The organism is Citrobacter sp. Ce104, assembly GCF_030334595.1.
In the GTDB taxonomy this organism is placed as follows: Bacteria; Pseudomonadota; Gammaproteobacteria; order Enterobacterales; family Enterobacteriaceae; genus Citrobacter; species Citrobacter europaeus.
Map to the genome: position 1 here is coordinate 521,882 of NZ_JAOWDP010000068.1, position 15,814 is coordinate 537,695.

Consider the following 15,814-nt stretch of genomic DNA (forward strand, 5'->3'; position numbering starts at 1 on the left):
CGCTAAGGCGTCTTATCCGGCCTACAAGGACGGGAGTTGTAGGCCTGATAAGCGCAGTGCATCAGGCAATGATGAGAGGGTATCTTATTTCACCGCTTTTCCCTTCAATAACTTCCTGATCCACAACCGATTCGGATTCAGCGCCGCCAGCGTGCTGGCATCCATAGGGATAGGTTCATCGCTCATTTGTGATGCCAGAATTTCTGCACATAGCGGGGCAGTACACAGCCCGCGCGAGCCCAGCGCGCCCAGCATAAACAAATCGGAATACACCGGGGCGTTTACGGCGTGCTCTTTGTCTTCGGCAAGAGTGGCATACTGGCTGAGCGTGGCGTCATAGTCCGCGACGTTACCGACCATCGGCATGTGATCGCGCGTGGCGCAGCGCACTCCACAGCGGGCGGCATGCGCACTGACGTCCACCTCTTTTGCCCACGCAGCGTTAGGCAAGCAGTCGATTAAGCGCTGACGATTTTGCTGCTGATCGTCCTCGCGATATGCGGTTTCCTCGCTCCCTCGATGATAGCTGGCGCCAATGCAGTGCTGCTGATTTTGCGGGTTATGCGGCGTGAGGTAGCCGTCATAGCACAGCACCTGACGCAACGCTGAAAGCGCAGGCGTGGTGGGAATATGACTCACCTGACCGCCCACGGAGTACACCGGGAGCGACTGCGTCTGCTCAATGCTGTTAATTCGATGACCGTTAGCCAGAACGACAGCTGCGTGAGTGGCGGTTTCACCACTGGCAAACTGCAATTGCCAGCTTGCCGTGTGGCGTGTCAGTGAGGTCAGCGTATGTTGATAGCGGGTGCGTAATCCCAGCGTTGCGGCATAGTCCAGTACGGCGGCGGTTAACTGCGCCGGGTATAACCATCCTCCGCTCGGATACTGAATCCCGCCGCATCCGGTTTCCACGCCTGTCGTTTGTAAAACCTGCTGTGCGTCAACCCCGATGGCGAGCGCATCGGGCAGTTCAAGGGACAGCATCTGCGCGATTTTTTGCTGGCTTTTCTCATCCCATGCCAGTTGCGTCACGCCGCACCAGTCATGCGCGAACTCAACGGGGAGGGCGTCATACAGTCGACGGGCGAAGGTAAACGCGGTGGGGAAAAACAGATTAATGGCCGCGTCATGCTTGCTGAGTAGCGGATAGAGCGCGCCCTGGCGATTGCCGGATGCGCCCCCGGCGGGTTTTTCGTCTGCGCAATACAGCGTGACCTGCCAGCCACGGCGCAGTAACGCCAGAGACAACAATGCGCTGGCAATCCCCCCGCCAATAATGGCGGCTTCACGTTTATCTGTTCCCGTACGTGCAAACCATGGCGCTGAGGAAGGGAGCGCCTGAGTCTGTTCCATTACGCCACAGAGCATTTCGCGCTTGCGGCCAAAGCCTTTGCATTTTTGCATTGTAAACCCGGCTTCCTGCAACCCCCGACGTACAAAGCCTGCCGATGTGAAGGTCGCTAATGTACCGCCGGGACGAGCCAGTCGGGCCATCGCGTTAAACAGTGTTGGCGTCCACATATCCGGGTTTTTTGCCGGCGCGAAACCGTCCAGGAACCAGGCGTCCACCTTTTGATTAAGAGAATCATCCAGTTTGCAGGTCAGCTCGTTAATATCGCCAAACCACAGGTCCAGTGTGACACGCCCTTCATCAAGCAGCAGACGATGACATCCCGCCAGCGGCAGCGGCCATTGCTCTTGCAGCGCCGAGGCCCACGGCGCAAGTTCTGACCAGTGCTGGTGGGCTAAAGTAAGATCTTCACACGTAAGCGGATATTTTTCGAAACTGATGAAATGTAATCTTTCCAGGGTAGCGTCAGGGTGAGTATCGCGAAACTCGGAAAATGCCTGCCAGAGCGTGAGGAAGTTAAGTCCGGTGCCAAACCCACTTTCTGCCACCACGAAGAGGGGGCGTGAATGTGAAGGGAATCGCTGTGCGAGATGGTTACCGCCGAGAAAGACGTAACGTGTCTCTTCCAGCCCGTTATCATTAGAAAAATAGACATCGTCAAAATCTCGGGAAACAGGTGTACCCTCAGAGTTGAATTCAAGGTTGGCAGGTTGTATAGCGTATTGTTTCACGTAAGTTACTCGTCTGGCAGGCTGTGCCCCGATCTTAGCGATGAGTGCCTGGCTGCGCAAATTTCCACATAAATTGGCTGATCGGACTTGTTCGGCGTACAAGTGTACGCTATTGTGCCACTCGAAACTTTAAAATAGTGCGACTTACAGAGGTATTGAATGAAACGTGCAGTGATTACTGGCTTGGGCATCGTTTCCAGCATCGGTAATAACCAGCAGGAAGTCCTGGCATCTCTGCGTGAAGGACGTTCAGGGATCACTTTCTCTCAGGAGCTGAAGGACTCCGGCATGCGTAGCCACGTTTGGGGCAACGTAAAACTGGATACCACTGGCCTCATTGACCGCAAAGTAGTGCGCTTCATGAGCGACGCATCCATTTATGCATTCCTTTCAATGGAGCAGGCTGTGGCTGATGCTGGCCTTGCTGCAGAAGATTACCAGAATAATCCGCGCGTTGGCCTGATTGCAGGTTCCGGCGGCGGCTCCCCACGTTTTCAGGTATTCGGCGCTGACGCAATGCGTAGCCCGCGTGGCCTGAAAGCGGTTGGCCCGTATGTGGTCACCAAAGCGATGGCGTCCGGCGTTTCAGCCTGCCTCGCAACGCCGTTCAAAATCCACGGCGTAAACTACTCCATCAGCTCTGCCTGTGCGACATCCGCGCACTGCATCGGCAATGCGGTAGAACAAATTCAACTGGGCAAACAAGACATCGTTTTTGCTGGCGGCGGCGAAGAGCTGTGCTGGGAAATGGCGTGTGAATTCGACGCAATGGGCGCGCTGTCTACCAAATATAACGACGATCCATCCAAAGCTTCCCGTACCTATGACGCAAACCGTGATGGTTTCGTTATTGCAGGCGGCGGCGGTATGGTTGTCGTCGAAGAACTGGAACACGCTCTGGCCCGTGGCGCGCATATCTATGCGGAAATCGTCGGTTACGGCGCAACGTCCGATGGTGCTGACATGGTTGCTCCGTCTGGCGAAGGCGCAGTACGTTGCATGCAGATGGCGATGCACGGCGTAGACACGCCGATCGACTACCTGAACTCCCACGGTACCTCTACTCCGGTAGGCGACGTGAAAGAGCTTGGCGCAATTCGTGAAGTGTTTGGCGACAACAGCCCGGCAATCTCTGCGACCAAAGCGATGACCGGCCACTCCCTGGGCGCGGCTGGCGTACAGGAAGCTATCTACTCTCTGCTGATGCTGGAACACGGCTTTATCGCGCCAAGCATCAACATTGAAGAGCTGGATGAGCAGGCGGCAGGTCTGAACATCGTGACCAAACCGACCGAGCAGGCGCTGACCACCGTGATGTCCAACAGCTTCGGCTTTGGCGGCACCAACGCAACGCTGGTCATGCGTAAGCTGTAAGTGTAAGTCTACAAAATGAGATGCAAAGGGGAGCCTGATGGCTCCCTTTTTTATTTTTTCATCTTTTCGTACTCCGGTGCGATCTCCGCAGACCATGCCCTGGCTTGCGCAATATTACCGGCGCTGTAGATTGGCTGTTCAAATTGATTGCCCAGATCCCGCACGCGATAAATTTTCCAGCGACCCTCTTCCCAACGGGTATACACTTCCAACTGCATGGGCGCTTCGCCTGTCGGTCCACCTAATTGTACTTCCACCTTTTCGCCACCGAGAAAGGGCTGGGCCGCCCCAACCCGTAACAGTGGGATCCATTCAGGGGCGTAATCCTGCACGTACATAAAGTAGTCAGAATCCATTATTTCCTGCTCGTAAAGACTGTCAATCAGCGCCAGACGGTCGATAACGTCTTTCGCCACATAAAGTTGCATGAGTGCGGACGTATCCCGATCTTGTGTGTAGGCGGACATCCACGCGAGATAGAACTGTTTTACATCTTGTGTGCTGTCCCGATGAGGCGCAGAGCAGCCGCAAAGCACCAGGATGAGAGCAATAAGCGAAAATGCTTTCATTTCCGTGTCCCTAAAATATTCTGGCGAAACTGATCGTTGAGTGTCTTCCTGATTGACAACTTTTTCCTCATTGTTTGTGCTTTTCTTCGAGAGAGTAACCATTTGTTTTGTGTGGCGTTCAGTGATTTCAAGGTTGACAAGTTTAGCCCCTCGCAGGCAGACTCCAGCTTCAACATTATCCTCTTGATAATGCGTAAGCGTTTAACGTTATCCAACGCACCTTAATCCTGATAGTCAGGTAGAGGGGGCGTGGGCATTCCTCGCCTTACTCTGCATTTTGGAGTAACGCATGACAGCTGTAACCCAACAAGAAAAAACACCTTCGGCGAACTTTTCGCTGTTTCGCATCGCTTTTGCGGTTTTCCTGACCTATATGACGGTCGGTTTACCTTTGCCCGTCATTCCTCTGTTTGTGCACCAGGAGCTCGGCTATGGCAATACCATGGTCGGTATCGCCGTAGGCGTACAGTTTCTGGCAACGGTATTAACGCGCGGCTACGCCGGGCGCCTGGCCGATCAATATGGCGCTAAACGTTCGGCGCTACAGGGGATGTTTGCCTGTGGGCTGGCGGGCGCGGCGTGGCTTTTAGCCGCGCTATTGCCTGTTTCTGTCCCCGTAAAATTTGCGTTGTTAATCGTCGGTCGTTTGATCCTCGGTTTTGGCGAAAGCCAGTTGCTCACCGGGACGCTGACCTGGGGACTTGGGCTGGTCGGGCCAACACGTTCGGGTAAGGTGATGTCGTGGAACGGGATGGCGATTTACGGCGCACTGGCTGCCGGTGCGCCGCTGGGCCTGTTGATCCACAGCCACTTTGGTTTTGCGGCGCTGGCGGGGACGACGATGGTTTTACCGCTGCTGGCCTGGGCATTCAACGGCACCGTGCGCAAAGTGCCTGCTCATGCAGGAGAACGTCCTTCGTTATGGAGCGTGGTAGGGCTTATCTGGAAACCAGGCCTGGGCCTTGCGCTGCAGGGCGTTGGCTTTGCGGTGATCGGTACGTTTATTTCACTCTATTTTGTCAGCAACGGCTGGACGATGGCGGGGTTCACCCTGACCGCGTTTGGTGGGGCGTTTGTGCTGATGCGCATTCTGTTTGGCTGGATGCCAGACCGGTTCGGCGGCGTGAAGGTCGCCGTTGTCTCCTTGCTGGTGGAAACCGCAGGACTGATTCTGTTGTGGCAGGCCCCATCGGCCTGGATTGCGCTGCTCGGGGCGGCATTAACCGGGGCCGGGTGTTCGCTTATCTTCCCGGCATTGGGCGTCGAGGTCGTGAAGCGAGTGCCCGCGCAGGTTCGCGGTACAGCGCTGGGCGGTTATGCCGCGTTTCAGGATATCTCCTACGGCATAAGTGGTCCGGTCGCCGGGGTGCTGGCCACCGCATACGGTTATCCCTCGGTATTCCTTGCCGGGGCGATATCCGCCGTGGTGGGCATTATTGTGACGCTGCTAACGCTGCGTAAAGGTTAAGCGACCAGCCAGAAAATGGCTAACGCAATCATCAATGCAATAAACAGCAGTCCCGGTCGTGCCGACAGAGATTTAACCGTTTCAATCATCGGTGCGAACGGGCTGTAAATGGGCTGCAGATGACGCGGATCGCTGAGCTCGCGTTCTCGTTCCACGCGGCGCAGGAAGATTTGATTCAGCAAGTCCTGCACCTGCACCGTGGTCAGAATCGTTTGTGGTTGGATCTGATACGTCTGCTGCGCGTACTCTTTTATTGCCGTCAGCTCATTCGGCTCTAATGGCAGCTTTAGCGCCGCCTGGAGCGTTTGCAGTGTTGGGGCGCTTTGCAGGCTGAGCGTCTGGCGCGCCTGCAGCCAGGTGACCAGATGCGTAAATTGTTTGGCGGGGATCAGCTCTCCGCTTTTTACGCCAGACAGCTCCAGCATCGACTGCCAGATCATCTTTCCGGATTCTCCCGTGGCCGCCGCCAGTTTGGTAACCAACTGGTTCAGCGTATTGTGCTCAGCGGGGAGCAACGGACGATCGGTGGCCGGGCGCTGCTGCGGTTGCGGTATCGAAAGTTGCCCTTGCTGCAGCAGCGTGAGCACGTTCTTCAACTGCTCAGGCGTGAGCTGGCTGAGCGCCGTTTGCCCATACTGCTGACGGATAAAATCACTTACCGCCTGGCGGTTATTTCCCTGACTCAGTAATTCAGTGAGCTGCGACAGCACCTGACGATTAGCATGATTTTGCTGAGCAACCCCCAGCCGTTGGTTAAGGTTTTGCTCAGCGGCAGGAAAGTGACGTGACTGCAACGGCGTATCACTTTTAACGCCCAGATCGTGCTTCATTCCGGCCCACACCTCGGCGCTTTGCTGTTGGGTGAGTGAAATCAGACGGGTAATCAGTCGCTCCAGCACGGTACGTTGTTGTGTGGATAACGGTTGTTCACCCGCCGCGGAAGGGGCATTTTGGCCTTCGCCGGGAGGGCGAGCGGGCGTACCTGAAATGGGCTGCATCATCTCTGTTCCTTAAATCTGTGCTGACCAGGTCTCGCAGTATGCCTGGCGGCGAGATTATGGCACACTTGCCCGGTTAACTCTCGTTCTCAAATAGGTGCGAAAGACGTGAAAATCCTCGTTGATGAAAATATGCCCTATGCCCGCGAACTGTTCAGTCGTTTGGGGGAGGTCAAAGCGGTTCCCGGTCGCCCGATTCCCGTTGCTGAACTGGATGATGCGGATGCCTTAATGGTGCGCTCGGTGACGAAAGTAAATGAATCACTGCTTAGCGGAAAACCGGTTAAATTTGTCGGTACGGCAACCGCAGGCACGGACCATGTGGATGAAGCCTGGCTTGCGCAGTCGAAGATCGGTTTTTCCGCCGCCCCCGGCTGTAACGCGATTGCGGTGGTTGAGTATGTCTTTTCCGCACTGCTGATGCTGGGGGAGCGTGACGGGTTTGCGTTACGCGATCGTACAGTGGGCATCGTGGGCGTGGGTAACGTGGGCGGACGTTTGCAGACGCGCCTGGAAGCGCTGGGGATCCGTACGCTGCTGTGCGATCCACCGCGAGCCGATCGCGGTGACGAAGGCAATTTCTGCTCGCTGGATGAACTGGTAGAGCAAGCCGATGTACTGACTTTCCATACTCCGCTGTTCAAAGACGGACCGTACAAGACGTTGCACCTCGCGGATGACGCGCTGATTAGCCGACTGAAGCCGGGCACCATTCTGATCAACGCCTGCCGCGGGCCAGTTATCGACAATACGGCATTGCTGAACCGATTGAATGCCGGTCAGTCGCTGAGCGTCGTACTGGATGTCTGGGAAGGGGAGCCGGATCTCAATGTGGCATTGCTGGAGAAAGCCGATATCGGCACAGCACACATTGCCGGGTACACCCTGGAAGGAAAAGCGCGTGGCACCACGCAGGTCTTTGAGGCCTATAGCAAGTTTATTGGTCGCGAACAGCACGTGGCGCTGAATACCCTGTTACCGGCGCCTGAATTTGGTCGTATCACTCTGCATGGCCCGTTAGATCAGCCAACGCTGAAAAGGCTGGCGCATTTAGTGTATGATGTGCGCCGCGATGATGCGCCGCTGCGTAAAGTCGCTGGAATTCCGGGTGAGTTTGATAAACTGCGTAAAAATTATCTTGAGCGCCGTGAATGGTCGTCTTTATACGTGATGTGTGACGACGCAACGGCTGCGGCCTTGCTGTGTAAGCTGGGTTTTAACGCGGTTCACCACCCGGCACATTAATGTCTTCTTAATGCTCCCTGTCGAATAATACGACAGGGACGCTTACGTATTTCTGGAGTAAATCACCATGTCTGAAGGCTGGAATATTGCCATTCTTGGCGCTACGGGCGCCGTAGGCGAAGCCCTGCTCGATACGCTGGCTGAACGCCAGTTCCCGGTCGGTGAAATTTATGCGCTGGCGCGTAATGAAAGCGCCGGCGAGCATCTGCGTTTTAACGGTAAATCGGTCATTGTGCAGGACGTTGCAGACTTTGACTGGACGCAGGCGCAGTTAGCATTTTTCGTTGCGGGCGCAGAAGCCACCGCCGCATGGGTCGAAGAAGCGACCAATGCCGGTTGTCTGGTTATCGACAGCAGTGGCCTGTTCGCGCTTGAGCCGGACGTTCCGCTGGTGGTTCCGGACGTTAACCCGTTCGTGCTGGCGGATTACCGCAACCGTAATGTGATTGCGGTCCCTGACAGCCTGACCAGCCAACTGCTGTCTGCGCTGAAGCCGCTGATTGATGACGGCGGTCTGTCACGTATTACGGTGACCAATATTATTTCGGCTTCCGCTCACGGTAAAAAAGCCGTCGATGCGTTGGCCGGACAGAGTGCGAAACTGCTTAACGGCATCCCGATTGACGAAGATGATTTCTTTGGCCGTCAGTTGGCGTTCAACATGCTGCCGCTGCTGCCAGATCGCGAAGGTAGCGTGCGGGAAGAGCGTCGTATTGTCGATGAAGTGCGCAAAATTATGCAGGACGACGGACTGCTGATCTCCGCCAGCATCGTGCAGTCGCCCGTGTTTTATGGCCATGCGCAGATGGTGAATTTTGAAGCTCTGCGTCCGCTGGCAGCGGAAGAAGCACGTGATGCGTTTTCACGCGGTGAGGACGTGGTGTTGTCGGAAGAGACTGATTTCCCGACCCAGGTTGGCGATGCCTCGGGCACTCCGCACCTGTCAATTGGCTGTGTGCATAACGATTACGGTATGCCGGAGCAGGTTCAGTTCTGGTCTGTGGCAGACAACGTACGCTTCGGCGGCGCGTTGATGGCGGTGAAAATTGCGGAAAAACTGGTACAGGAGTACCTGTACTAATGTCTGACCAGCAACAGCCTGCAACCCATAAAATTGCGCTGGGTATTGAGTATGACGGCAGCAAATATTATGGCTGGCAGCGCCAGAACGAAGTGCGTAGCGTTCAGGAAAAACTGGAAAAAGCGCTCTCTCAGGTGGCGAATGAGCGTATCAATGTCTTTTGTGCCGGACGCACGGATGCAGGTGTTCATGGCACGGGGCAGGTTGTGCACTTTGAAACGACCGCCCTGCGTAAAGATGCGGCCTGGACACTGGGGGTAAATGCGAATTTACCTGGTGACATCGCTGTACGCTGGGTGAAAGCTGTACCCGATGATTTTCATGCCCGTTTTAGCGCCACGGCTCGCCGTTATCGCTACATCATCTACAATCATCGGTTGCGCCCTGCGGTTTTGGGTAAAGGGGTAACCCATTACTATGAACCGCTGGACGCTGAGCGTATGCATCGTGCTGCCCAGTGTCTGATTGGCGAAAATGATTTTACCTCGTTTCGGGCGGTGCAGTGTCAGTCGCGCACACCGTGGCGCAACGTGATGCACATTAACGTCGAACGTTTCGGTGCATATGTGGTGGTGGATATTAAAGCGAATGCCTTTGTACATCATATGGTCAGGAATATTGTCGGCAGCCTGATGGAAGTAGGCGCCCACAACCAGCCGGAGAGCTGGATAGCAGAACTGTTAGCGGCGAAGGACAGAACGCTGGCAGCGGCAACGGCGAAAGCGGAAGGGCTGTATCTGGTTGCGGTAGATTACCCGGAACGGTTCGACCTGCCAAAACCGCCTATGGGCCCGCTATTTCTGGCGGACTAATTTGAGTCGTATAAAGGCAAAACTATGGACCTGATTTACTTTCTTATCGATTTTATCTTGCACATTGATGTGCATCTGGCGGAGCTGGTTGCGGAATACGGTATCTGGGTATACGCGATTCTGTTTCTGATCCTGTTCTGCGAAACCGGACTGGTGGTAACGCCGTTCCTGCCGGGAGACTCGCTGTTGTTTGTCGCTGGTGCGCTTTCTGCGCTGCCAACTAACGATCTCAACGTTCATCTGATGGTGATGTTGATGATTGTGGCGGCGATTATCGGCGATGCGGTGAACTACACGATTGGCCGGTTGTTCGGTGAAAAACTTTTCAGTAACCCGAACTCTAAAATTTTCCGTCGCAGTTACCTGGATAAAACCCATGCGTTCTACGAGCGTCATGGCGGCAAAACGATTATCCTGGCGCGTTTTGTGCCTATCGTGCGTACATTCGCGCCGTTTGTTGCCGGGATGGGGCACATGTCCTACCGTCATTTTGCGATGTATAACGTCGCAGGCGCGCTGCTGTGGGTATTGCTGTTCACCTATGCAGGCTATCTGTTCGGCGATCTGCCGATCGTTCAGGAAAACCTGAAATTACTGATTGTGGCGATTATCGTCCTTTCCGTATTGCCGGGCGTAATTGAAGTGATTCGCCATAAACGTGCTGCGTCACGGGCTGCAAAATAGAAAGTAACTCAGCGGTTCGACCACTTTTTTATCCAAAGTTTCGGGCTGTTATGTTTTAATGTGCAACATTCATGGTCTGTTAGGGGCAAAAATGGCATTATGCGCCCCTTATAACAAAGCTGACTAGGGTTCAGGCAGAAAGGTCACCAATGAGCTGGATTGAACGAATTAAAAGCAACATTACTCCCACCCGCAAGGCAAGCATTCCTGAAGGGGTGTGGACCAAGTGTGATAGCTGCGGTCAGGTTTTATACCGTGCTGAGCTGGAACGTAATCTTGAGGTCTGTCCGAAGTGTGACCATCATATGCGCATGTCGGCGCGCAATCGCCTGCATAGCCTGTTAGATGAAGGTTCTCTTGTGGAACTGGGTAGCGAGCTTGAGCCGAAAGACGTGCTGAAGTTTCGTGACTCCAAAAAATACAAAGACAGACTGGCTTCTGCGCAGAAAGAAACCGGTGAGAAAGATGCGCTGGTGGTGATGAAAGGCACGCTCCACGGTATGCCGGTCGTTGCTGCTGCATTCGAGTTCGCGTTTATGGGCGGCTCCATGGGCTCTGTGGTCGGTGCGCGTTTTGTCCGCGCCGTTGAGCAGGCGCTGGAAGATAACTGTCCGCTGATCTGCTTCTCCGCTTCTGGCGGGGCGCGTATGCAGGAAGCGCTGATGTCTCTGATGCAGATGGCGAAAACCTCTGCCGCGCTGGCGAAAATGCAGGAACGCGGTTTACCGTATATTTCTGTACTGACCGACCCAACGATGGGCGGTGTTTCCGCGAGCTTCGCGATGCTGGGCGATCTCAACATTGCAGAACCGAAAGCACTGATCGGCTTCGCGGGTCCGCGTGTTATCGAGCAAACCGTACGTGAGAAACTGCCGCCGGGATTCCAGCGCAGCGAGTTCCTGATTGAAAAAGGCGCTATCGATATGATCGTCCGCCGTCCGGAAATGCGCCTGAAACTGGCAAGCATTCTGGCGAAGCTGATGAATCTGCCTGCGCCGAATCCGGATGAGCCGCGTGAAGGCGAGGTGGTACCTCCGGTTCCCGAGCAGGAACCAGAGGCCTGATAGTTTACTCTATGGGTTTCGGGTTGCAGGCAGGCGATAAAAGCGTTGATCCCGATGAGCTTACACCGGTAAGTGATTCGGGAGAGCGAGTACAGCCAACGCATCTGCAACGTGAAAAACGACGTGTAAAAAAGGGCAGGCCGGTTGGCGCTGCCCTTTTGCTTTCCTCAACGTAAAGAATCTACAGCCATCATGGACAATAAACGTATTCCTCAAGCCGCGTCGCCCCTGGCATCGTGGCTTTCTTATCTGGAAAACCTGCACAGTAAAACCATCGATCTTGGCCTTGAACGCGTCAGTCAGGTGGCGCGCAAACTCGGTGTGTTGAAACCCGCGCCATTTGTTTTTACAGTGGCGGGAACCAACGGGAAAGGCACAACCTGCCGTACGCTGGAATCTGTGCTGACCGCAGCAGGTTATAAAGTTGGCGTTTACAGTTCACCCCATCTGGTGCGCTACACGGAACGCGTGCGCGTGCAGGGACGTGAACTGCCGGAATCCGCGCATACCGCCTCATTTGCTGAGATTGAAGACGCGCGTGGCGACATTTCTCTGACCTACTTTGAATACGGTACGTTATCAGCGCTCTGGCTGTTTAAACAGGCTCAACTGGATGTCGTCATTCTGGAAGTGGGGTTAGGCGGCCGCCTTGATGCGACCAATATCGTTGATGCCGATGTCGCTGTGGTGACCAGCATTGCACTTGACCATACTGACTGGCTGGGCCCGGATCGCGAAAGCATCGGTCGTGAGAAGGCGGGAATTTTCCGCGCAGAGAAACCGGCTATCGTCGGCGAACCGGAAATGCCTTACACCATCGCCGATGTCGCGCAAGAGAGCGGGGCGATTTTGCAACGCTGCGGCGTGGACTGGCGCTATGCGGTCACGGAGAATGACTGGTCGTTTACTGACGCTCATGGAACGTTGTCGCACCTGCCGTTGCCGCAGGTTCCACAACCTAACGCCGCTACCGCACTGGCCGCGCTTCGCGCAAGCGGGCTTAACGTCAGCGAGCAGGCGATTCGTGAGGGTATCGAAAAAGCGATTTTACCGGGGCGTTTTCAGATTGTGAGCGAGTCGCCGCGGGTGATTTTTGATGTCGCCCATAACCCGCATGCGGCGGAGTATTTGACCGGACGTCTGAAAAAGTTAGTGAAAAGCGGGCGTGTACTTGCGGTTATCGGTATGCTACATGATAAAGATATTGCCGGTACGTTAGCCTGGTTAAAAAGCGTGGTTGACGCCTGGTACTGTGCGCCCCTGGAAGGGCCGCGTGGTGCAACGGCAGAACAACTGCTGGAGCACCTGGGCAAAGGCAACGCCTATGACAGCGTGGCGCAGGCATGGTCTGCAGCACTCGCTGAGGCGAAGCCAGAAGATACCGTGTTGGTGTGTGGATCGTTTCACACTGTCGCACATGTCATGGAAGTGATAGACGTGGGGAGAAGCGGTGGCGAGTAAGTTTCAGAATCGATTAGTCGGCACAATTGTGCTGGTCGCGCTGGGGGTGATTGTGCTCCCCGGGCTGCTTGACGGGCAGAAAAAGCATTATCAGGATGAGTTTGCGGCGATCCCTCTGGTGCCGAAACCCGGCGATCGCGATGAACCAGACATGATGCCTGCGGCAACGCAGGCGCTGCCGACCCAGCCGCCGGAAGGGGCGGCAGAAGAGGTGCGGGCGGGTGATGCTGCCGCGCCATCGTTGGATCCGTCACGTTTGACGACGGCAAACAGCGCGGAGTTAGATCCTGTCCCTGCGCCCGTAGAGCAGCCGAAGCCCAAACCGAAGCCGCAGCCTGTTGCCGTCGCTCCGACGCCTGCACCGACCCCAGCGCCTAAACCGGCTGTTGAGGAACCGCCAGCGCCGACTGGTAAAGCGTACGTTGTACAGCTTGGTGCGCTGAAAAATGCGGATAAGGTCAATGAGATCGTGGGTAAACTTCGTGGCGCGGGCTTCCGGGTATATACTTCCCCGTCGACGCCGGTGCAGGGTAAAATAACCCGTATTCTCGTAGGGCCTGACGCCTCCAAAGATAAGCTAAAGAACTCGCTGGGCGAGCTGCAGAAGATCTCTGGTCTGAGTGGCGTCGTGATGGGGTACACCCCTAATTAAGGGATTGCGCTGTTCTCGGCGCTGCTCTTATTCAGGCCGGATAGGGTGTTTTCACCGCTATCCGGCAGTGCCCGAAGAGGCATAAAACGGTATGGCGTTGAAGATTTTTTCAGCGCCATTTTTATTTACGCGTGGAAAGGAAATCCCTACGCAAACGTTTTCTTTTTCTGTTAGAATGCGCCCCGAACAGGACGACAGGGCGTAAAATCGTGGGACACTTATGGTCTGGATTGATTACGCCATTATCGCGGTGATTGGTTTTTCCTGTCTGGTTAGCCTGATCCGTGGCTTTGTTCGTGAAGCATTATCGTTGGTGACTTGGGGTTGTGCTTTCTTTGTCGCCAGCCATTACTACACTTACCTGTCTGTCTGGTTTACGGGCTTTGAAGACGAACTGGTTCGAAATGGGATTGCTATCGCGATACTGTTTATCGCGACACTTATCGTCGGCGCTATCGTTAACTTTGTGATAGGCCAACTGGTAGAGAAAACAGGCTTGTCGGGTACCGACAGGGTGTTGGGGATCTGCTTTGGTGCTCTGCGAGGAGCGCTGATCGTCGCCGCCATACTGTTCTTTCTCGATACCTTTACCGGTCTGTCGAAAAGTGAAGACTGGAGTAAGTCGCAGCTGATCCCGCAGTTCAGTTTCATCATCAGATGGTTCTTTGACTATCTGCAAAGCTCGTCAAGTTTCTTGCCCAAAGTATAAACTTTGGGTTGTTGCTGAACGAGGAAAAGACGTATGTGCGGTATTGTCGGTATCGCCGGTGTTATGCCGGTAAACCAGTCGATTTATGACGCGTTAACGGTGCTCCAGCATCGTGGTCAGGATGCCGCAGGCATCATCACCATTGATGCCAATAACTGCTTCCGCTTGCGTAAAGCAAACGGAATGGTGAGCGATATTTTTGAAGCTCGCCATATGCAGCGTTTGCAGGGCAATATGGGCATCGGTCATGTGCGTTACCCAACGGCTGGCAGCTCCAGCGCCTCCGAAGCTCAACCTTTTTACGTCAACTCACCGTATGGCATCACGCTTGCCCATAATGGCAACCTGACCAACGCGCATGAGCTACGTAAAAAGCTGTTCGAAGAAAAGCGCCGCCACATCAATACCACTTCAGATTCTGAAATTCTGCTGAATATTTTCGCCAGCGAGCTGGATAACTTCCGCCACTATCCGCTGGAAGCCGACAATATTTTTGCTGCTATTGCCGCAACCAACCGCCAGATCCGCGGCGCCTATGCCTGCGTGGCGATGATTATCGGCCACGGTATGGTTGCCTTCCGCGATCCTAACGGTATCCGCCCGTTGGTATTGGGTAAACGCGATATCGGCGATGGTCGTACCGAGTACATGGTGGCGTCCGAGAGCGTAGCGCTGGATACGCTGGGCTTTGAATTCCTGCGCGACGTAGCACCCGGCGAAGCGGTGTATATCACCGAAAAAGGTCAGCTGTTTACCCGCCAGTGTGCCGATAACCCGGTCAGCAATCCGTGCCTGTTTGAATATGTTTACTTCGCACGTCCTGACTCCTTTATCGACAAGATTTCCGTCTACAGCGCCCGTGTGAATATGGGGACTAAGCTTGGCGAAAAAATTGCTCGTGAGTGGGAAGATCTGGACATTGACGTGGTGATCCCGATTCCGGAAACCTCCTGTGATATCGCGCTGGAAATTGCCCGTATCCTCGGCAAGCCGTACCGTCAGGGATTTGTGAAAAACCGCTACGTAGGGCGTACCTTTATCATGCCGGGCCAGCAGCTGCGCCGTAAATCCGTGCGCCGTAAGCTGAACGCCAACCGTGCGGAGTTCCGTGATAAGAACGTGCTGCTGGTGGATGACTCTATCGTACGTGGCACCACCTCAGAACAGATTATCGAGATGGCGCGTGAAGCCGGAGCGAAGAAGGTGTATCTGGCTTCTGCTGCCCCGGAAATTCGCTTCCCGAACGTTTATGGTATCGATATGCCTACGGCGACGGAGCTGATTGCTCATGGTCGCGAAGTCGACGAGATTCGCCAGATAATCGGCGCAGACGGGCTCATCTTCCAGGATCTGAACGATCTGATTGAAGCGGTCCGCGCGGAAAACCCGGATATTCAGCAGTTTGAATGTTCAGTGTTTAACGGCGTGTACGTTACTAAAGACGTCGACCAGCAATATCTCGATTTCCTCGACTCCCTGCGTAATGACGATGCCAAAGCGGTGTTGCGTCAGAACGAAGCGGAAAACCTTGAGATGCACAACGAAGGTTAAAACTGGACATGCCGGATGGCGACGCATTGCGTCTTATCCGGCCTACAGTCCATCATCGTTG

The 15,814-nt window shown here is 54.8% G+C and carries 14 protein-coding genes; 11 read left to right on the top strand and 3 right to left on the bottom strand.

The window, feature by feature from the left end:
- Nucleotides 1-84: 84 nt before the first annotated feature.
- Nucleotides 85-2,085, bottom strand: coding sequence for a bifunctional tRNA (5-methylaminomethyl-2-thiouridine)(34)-methyltransferase MnmC2/FAD-dependent 5-carboxymethylaminomethyl-2-thiouridine(34) oxidoreductase MnmC1 (mnmC, locus tag OGW16_RS20965; RefSeq protein ID WP_286518779.1), 2,001 nt, complete (start codon nt 2,083-2,085; stop codon nt 85-87).
- 159 nt (nt 2,086-2,244) lie between these two features.
- Here mnmC and fabB point away from each other — a divergent pair, with 159 nt between their 5' ends.
- Nucleotides 2,245-3,459: a beta-ketoacyl-ACP synthase I gene (fabB, locus tag OGW16_RS20970; protein ID WP_003028160.1), complete on the top strand. Its 1,215-nt coding sequence runs from the start codon at nt 2,245-2,247 to the stop codon at nt 3,457-3,459.
- A 50-nt stretch (nt 3,460-3,509) separates the two neighbouring features.
- Here the strand turns inward: fabB and OGW16_RS20975 are convergent, their stop codons facing one another.
- Nucleotides 3,510-4,028, bottom strand: coding sequence for a YqhG/Tai3 family protein (locus OGW16_RS20975; RefSeq protein ID WP_087052484.1), 519 nt, complete (start codon nt 4,026-4,028; stop codon nt 3,510-3,512).
- A gap of 289 nt (nt 4,029-4,317) precedes the next feature.
- Here OGW16_RS20975 and OGW16_RS20980 point away from each other — a divergent pair, with 289 nt between their 5' ends.
- A complete protein-coding gene (locus tag OGW16_RS20980) occupies nt 4,318-5,496 on the top strand; it encodes an MFS transporter (protein WP_003834805.1) in 1,179 nt (392 codons plus the stop codon).
- Here OGW16_RS20980 and flk read toward each other — a convergent pair.
- Nucleotides 5,493-6,494 carry a flagella biosynthesis regulator Flk gene (gene flk, locus OGW16_RS20985; RefSeq protein ID WP_043017959.1) on the bottom strand — a complete coding sequence of 334 codons (1,002 nt, stop codon included), beginning with the start codon at nt 6,492-6,494 and terminating at the stop codon, nt 5,493-5,495. The genes OGW16_RS20980 and flk overlap by 4 nt on opposite strands.
- A gap of 108 nt (nt 6,495-6,602) precedes the next feature.
- Between flk and pdxB the strand changes: the two genes are divergently transcribed.
- The 9 genes from pdxB (at nt 6,603) to purF (ending at nt 15,753) form a co-directional block, all read left to right on the top strand.
- A complete protein-coding gene (gene pdxB, locus OGW16_RS20990; RefSeq protein ID WP_080626276.1) occupies nt 6,603-7,739 on the top strand; it encodes a 4-phosphoerythronate dehydrogenase PdxB in 1,137 nt (378 codons plus the stop codon).
- A gap of 67 nt (nt 7,740-7,806) precedes the next feature.
- Nucleotides 7,807-8,820 carry an aspartate-semialdehyde dehydrogenase gene (locus tag OGW16_RS20995; protein WP_043017075.1) on the top strand — a complete coding sequence of 338 codons (1,014 nt, stop codon included), beginning with the start codon at nt 7,807-7,809 and terminating at the stop codon, nt 8,818-8,820.
- A complete protein-coding gene (gene truA / locus OGW16_RS21000) occupies nt 8,820-9,632 on the top strand; it encodes a tRNA pseudouridine(38-40) synthase TruA (RefSeq protein WP_047409760.1) in 813 nt (270 codons plus the stop codon). The genes OGW16_RS20995 and truA overlap by 1 nt, the downstream gene beginning before the upstream one ends.
- A 24-nt stretch (nt 9,633-9,656) precedes the next feature.
- Nucleotides 9,657-10,316: a DedA family protein gene (locus OGW16_RS21005; RefSeq protein WP_043017073.1), complete on the top strand. Its 660-nt coding sequence runs from the start codon at nt 9,657-9,659 to the stop codon at nt 10,314-10,316.
- Between the two features lie 149 nt (nt 10,317-10,465).
- Nucleotides 10,466-11,380, top strand: coding sequence for an acetyl-CoA carboxylase, carboxyltransferase subunit beta (gene accD, locus OGW16_RS21010; RefSeq protein ID WP_043017072.1), 915 nt, complete (start codon nt 10,466-10,468; stop codon nt 11,378-11,380).
- A 192-nt stretch (nt 11,381-11,572) separates the two neighbouring features.
- A complete protein-coding gene (gene folC / locus OGW16_RS21015) occupies nt 11,573-12,841 on the top strand; it encodes a bifunctional tetrahydrofolate synthase/dihydrofolate synthase (RefSeq protein ID WP_043017071.1) in 1,269 nt (422 codons plus the stop codon).
- The gene (gene dedD, locus OGW16_RS21020) at nt 12,831-13,493 is read left to right on the top strand and encodes a cell division protein DedD (RefSeq protein WP_043017070.1); all 663 of its coding nucleotides are present in this window, start codon (nt 12,831-12,833) and stop codon (nt 13,491-13,493) included. Before folC ends, dedD begins: the two co-directional genes overlap by 11 nt.
- 220 nt (nt 13,494-13,713) lie before the next feature.
- Nucleotides 13,714-14,202, top strand: coding sequence for a colicin V production protein (cvpA, locus tag OGW16_RS21025; RefSeq protein ID WP_005129678.1), 489 nt, complete (start codon nt 13,714-13,716; stop codon nt 14,200-14,202).
- 33 nt (nt 14,203-14,235) lie between these two features.
- Complete coding sequence (gene purF / locus OGW16_RS21030) at nt 14,236-15,753, top strand: amidophosphoribosyltransferase (RefSeq protein WP_016153855.1); 1,518 nt, start codon at nt 14,236-14,238, stop codon at nt 15,751-15,753.
- The last annotated feature ends 61 nt before the right edge of the window (nt 15,754-15,814 follow it).

Excerpts from the sequence above, each read along its gene's own strand:
- purF (WP_016153855.1), top strand. The coding sequence starts at position 14,236 with ATGTGCGGTATTGTCGGTATCGCCGGTGTTATGCCGGTAAACCAGTCG.
- OGW16_RS20980 (WP_003834805.1), top strand. The coding sequence starts at position 4,318 with ATGACAGCTGTAACCCAACAAGAAAAAACACCTTCGGCGAACTTTTCG.
- OGW16_RS21005 (WP_043017073.1), top strand. The coding sequence starts at position 9,657 with ATGGACCTGATTTACTTTCTTATCGATTTTATCTTGCACATTGATGTG.
- cvpA (WP_005129678.1), top strand. The coding sequence starts at position 13,714 with ATGGTCTGGATTGATTACGCCATTATCGCGGTGATTGGTTTTTCCTGT.
- folC (WP_043017071.1), top strand. The coding sequence starts at position 11,573 with ATGGACAATAAACGTATTCCTCAAGCCGCGTCGCCCCTGGCATCGTGG.
- flk (WP_043017959.1), bottom strand. The coding sequence starts at position 6,494 with ATGCAGCCCATTTCAGGTACGCCCGCTCGCCCTCCCGGCGAAGGCCAA.
- OGW16_RS20975 (WP_087052484.1), bottom strand. The coding sequence starts at position 4,028 with ATGAAAGCATTTTCGCTTATTGCTCTCATCCTGGTGCTTTGCGGCTGC.
- fabB (WP_003028160.1), top strand. The coding sequence starts at position 2,245 with ATGAAACGTGCAGTGATTACTGGCTTGGGCATCGTTTCCAGCATCGGT.
- truA (WP_047409760.1), top strand. The coding sequence starts at position 8,820 with ATGTCTGACCAGCAACAGCCTGCAACCCATAAAATTGCGCTGGGTATT.
- accD (WP_043017072.1), top strand. The coding sequence starts at position 10,466 with ATGAGCTGGATTGAACGAATTAAAAGCAACATTACTCCCACCCGCAAG.
- OGW16_RS20995 (WP_043017075.1), top strand. The coding sequence starts at position 7,807 with ATGTCTGAAGGCTGGAATATTGCCATTCTTGGCGCTACGGGCGCCGTA.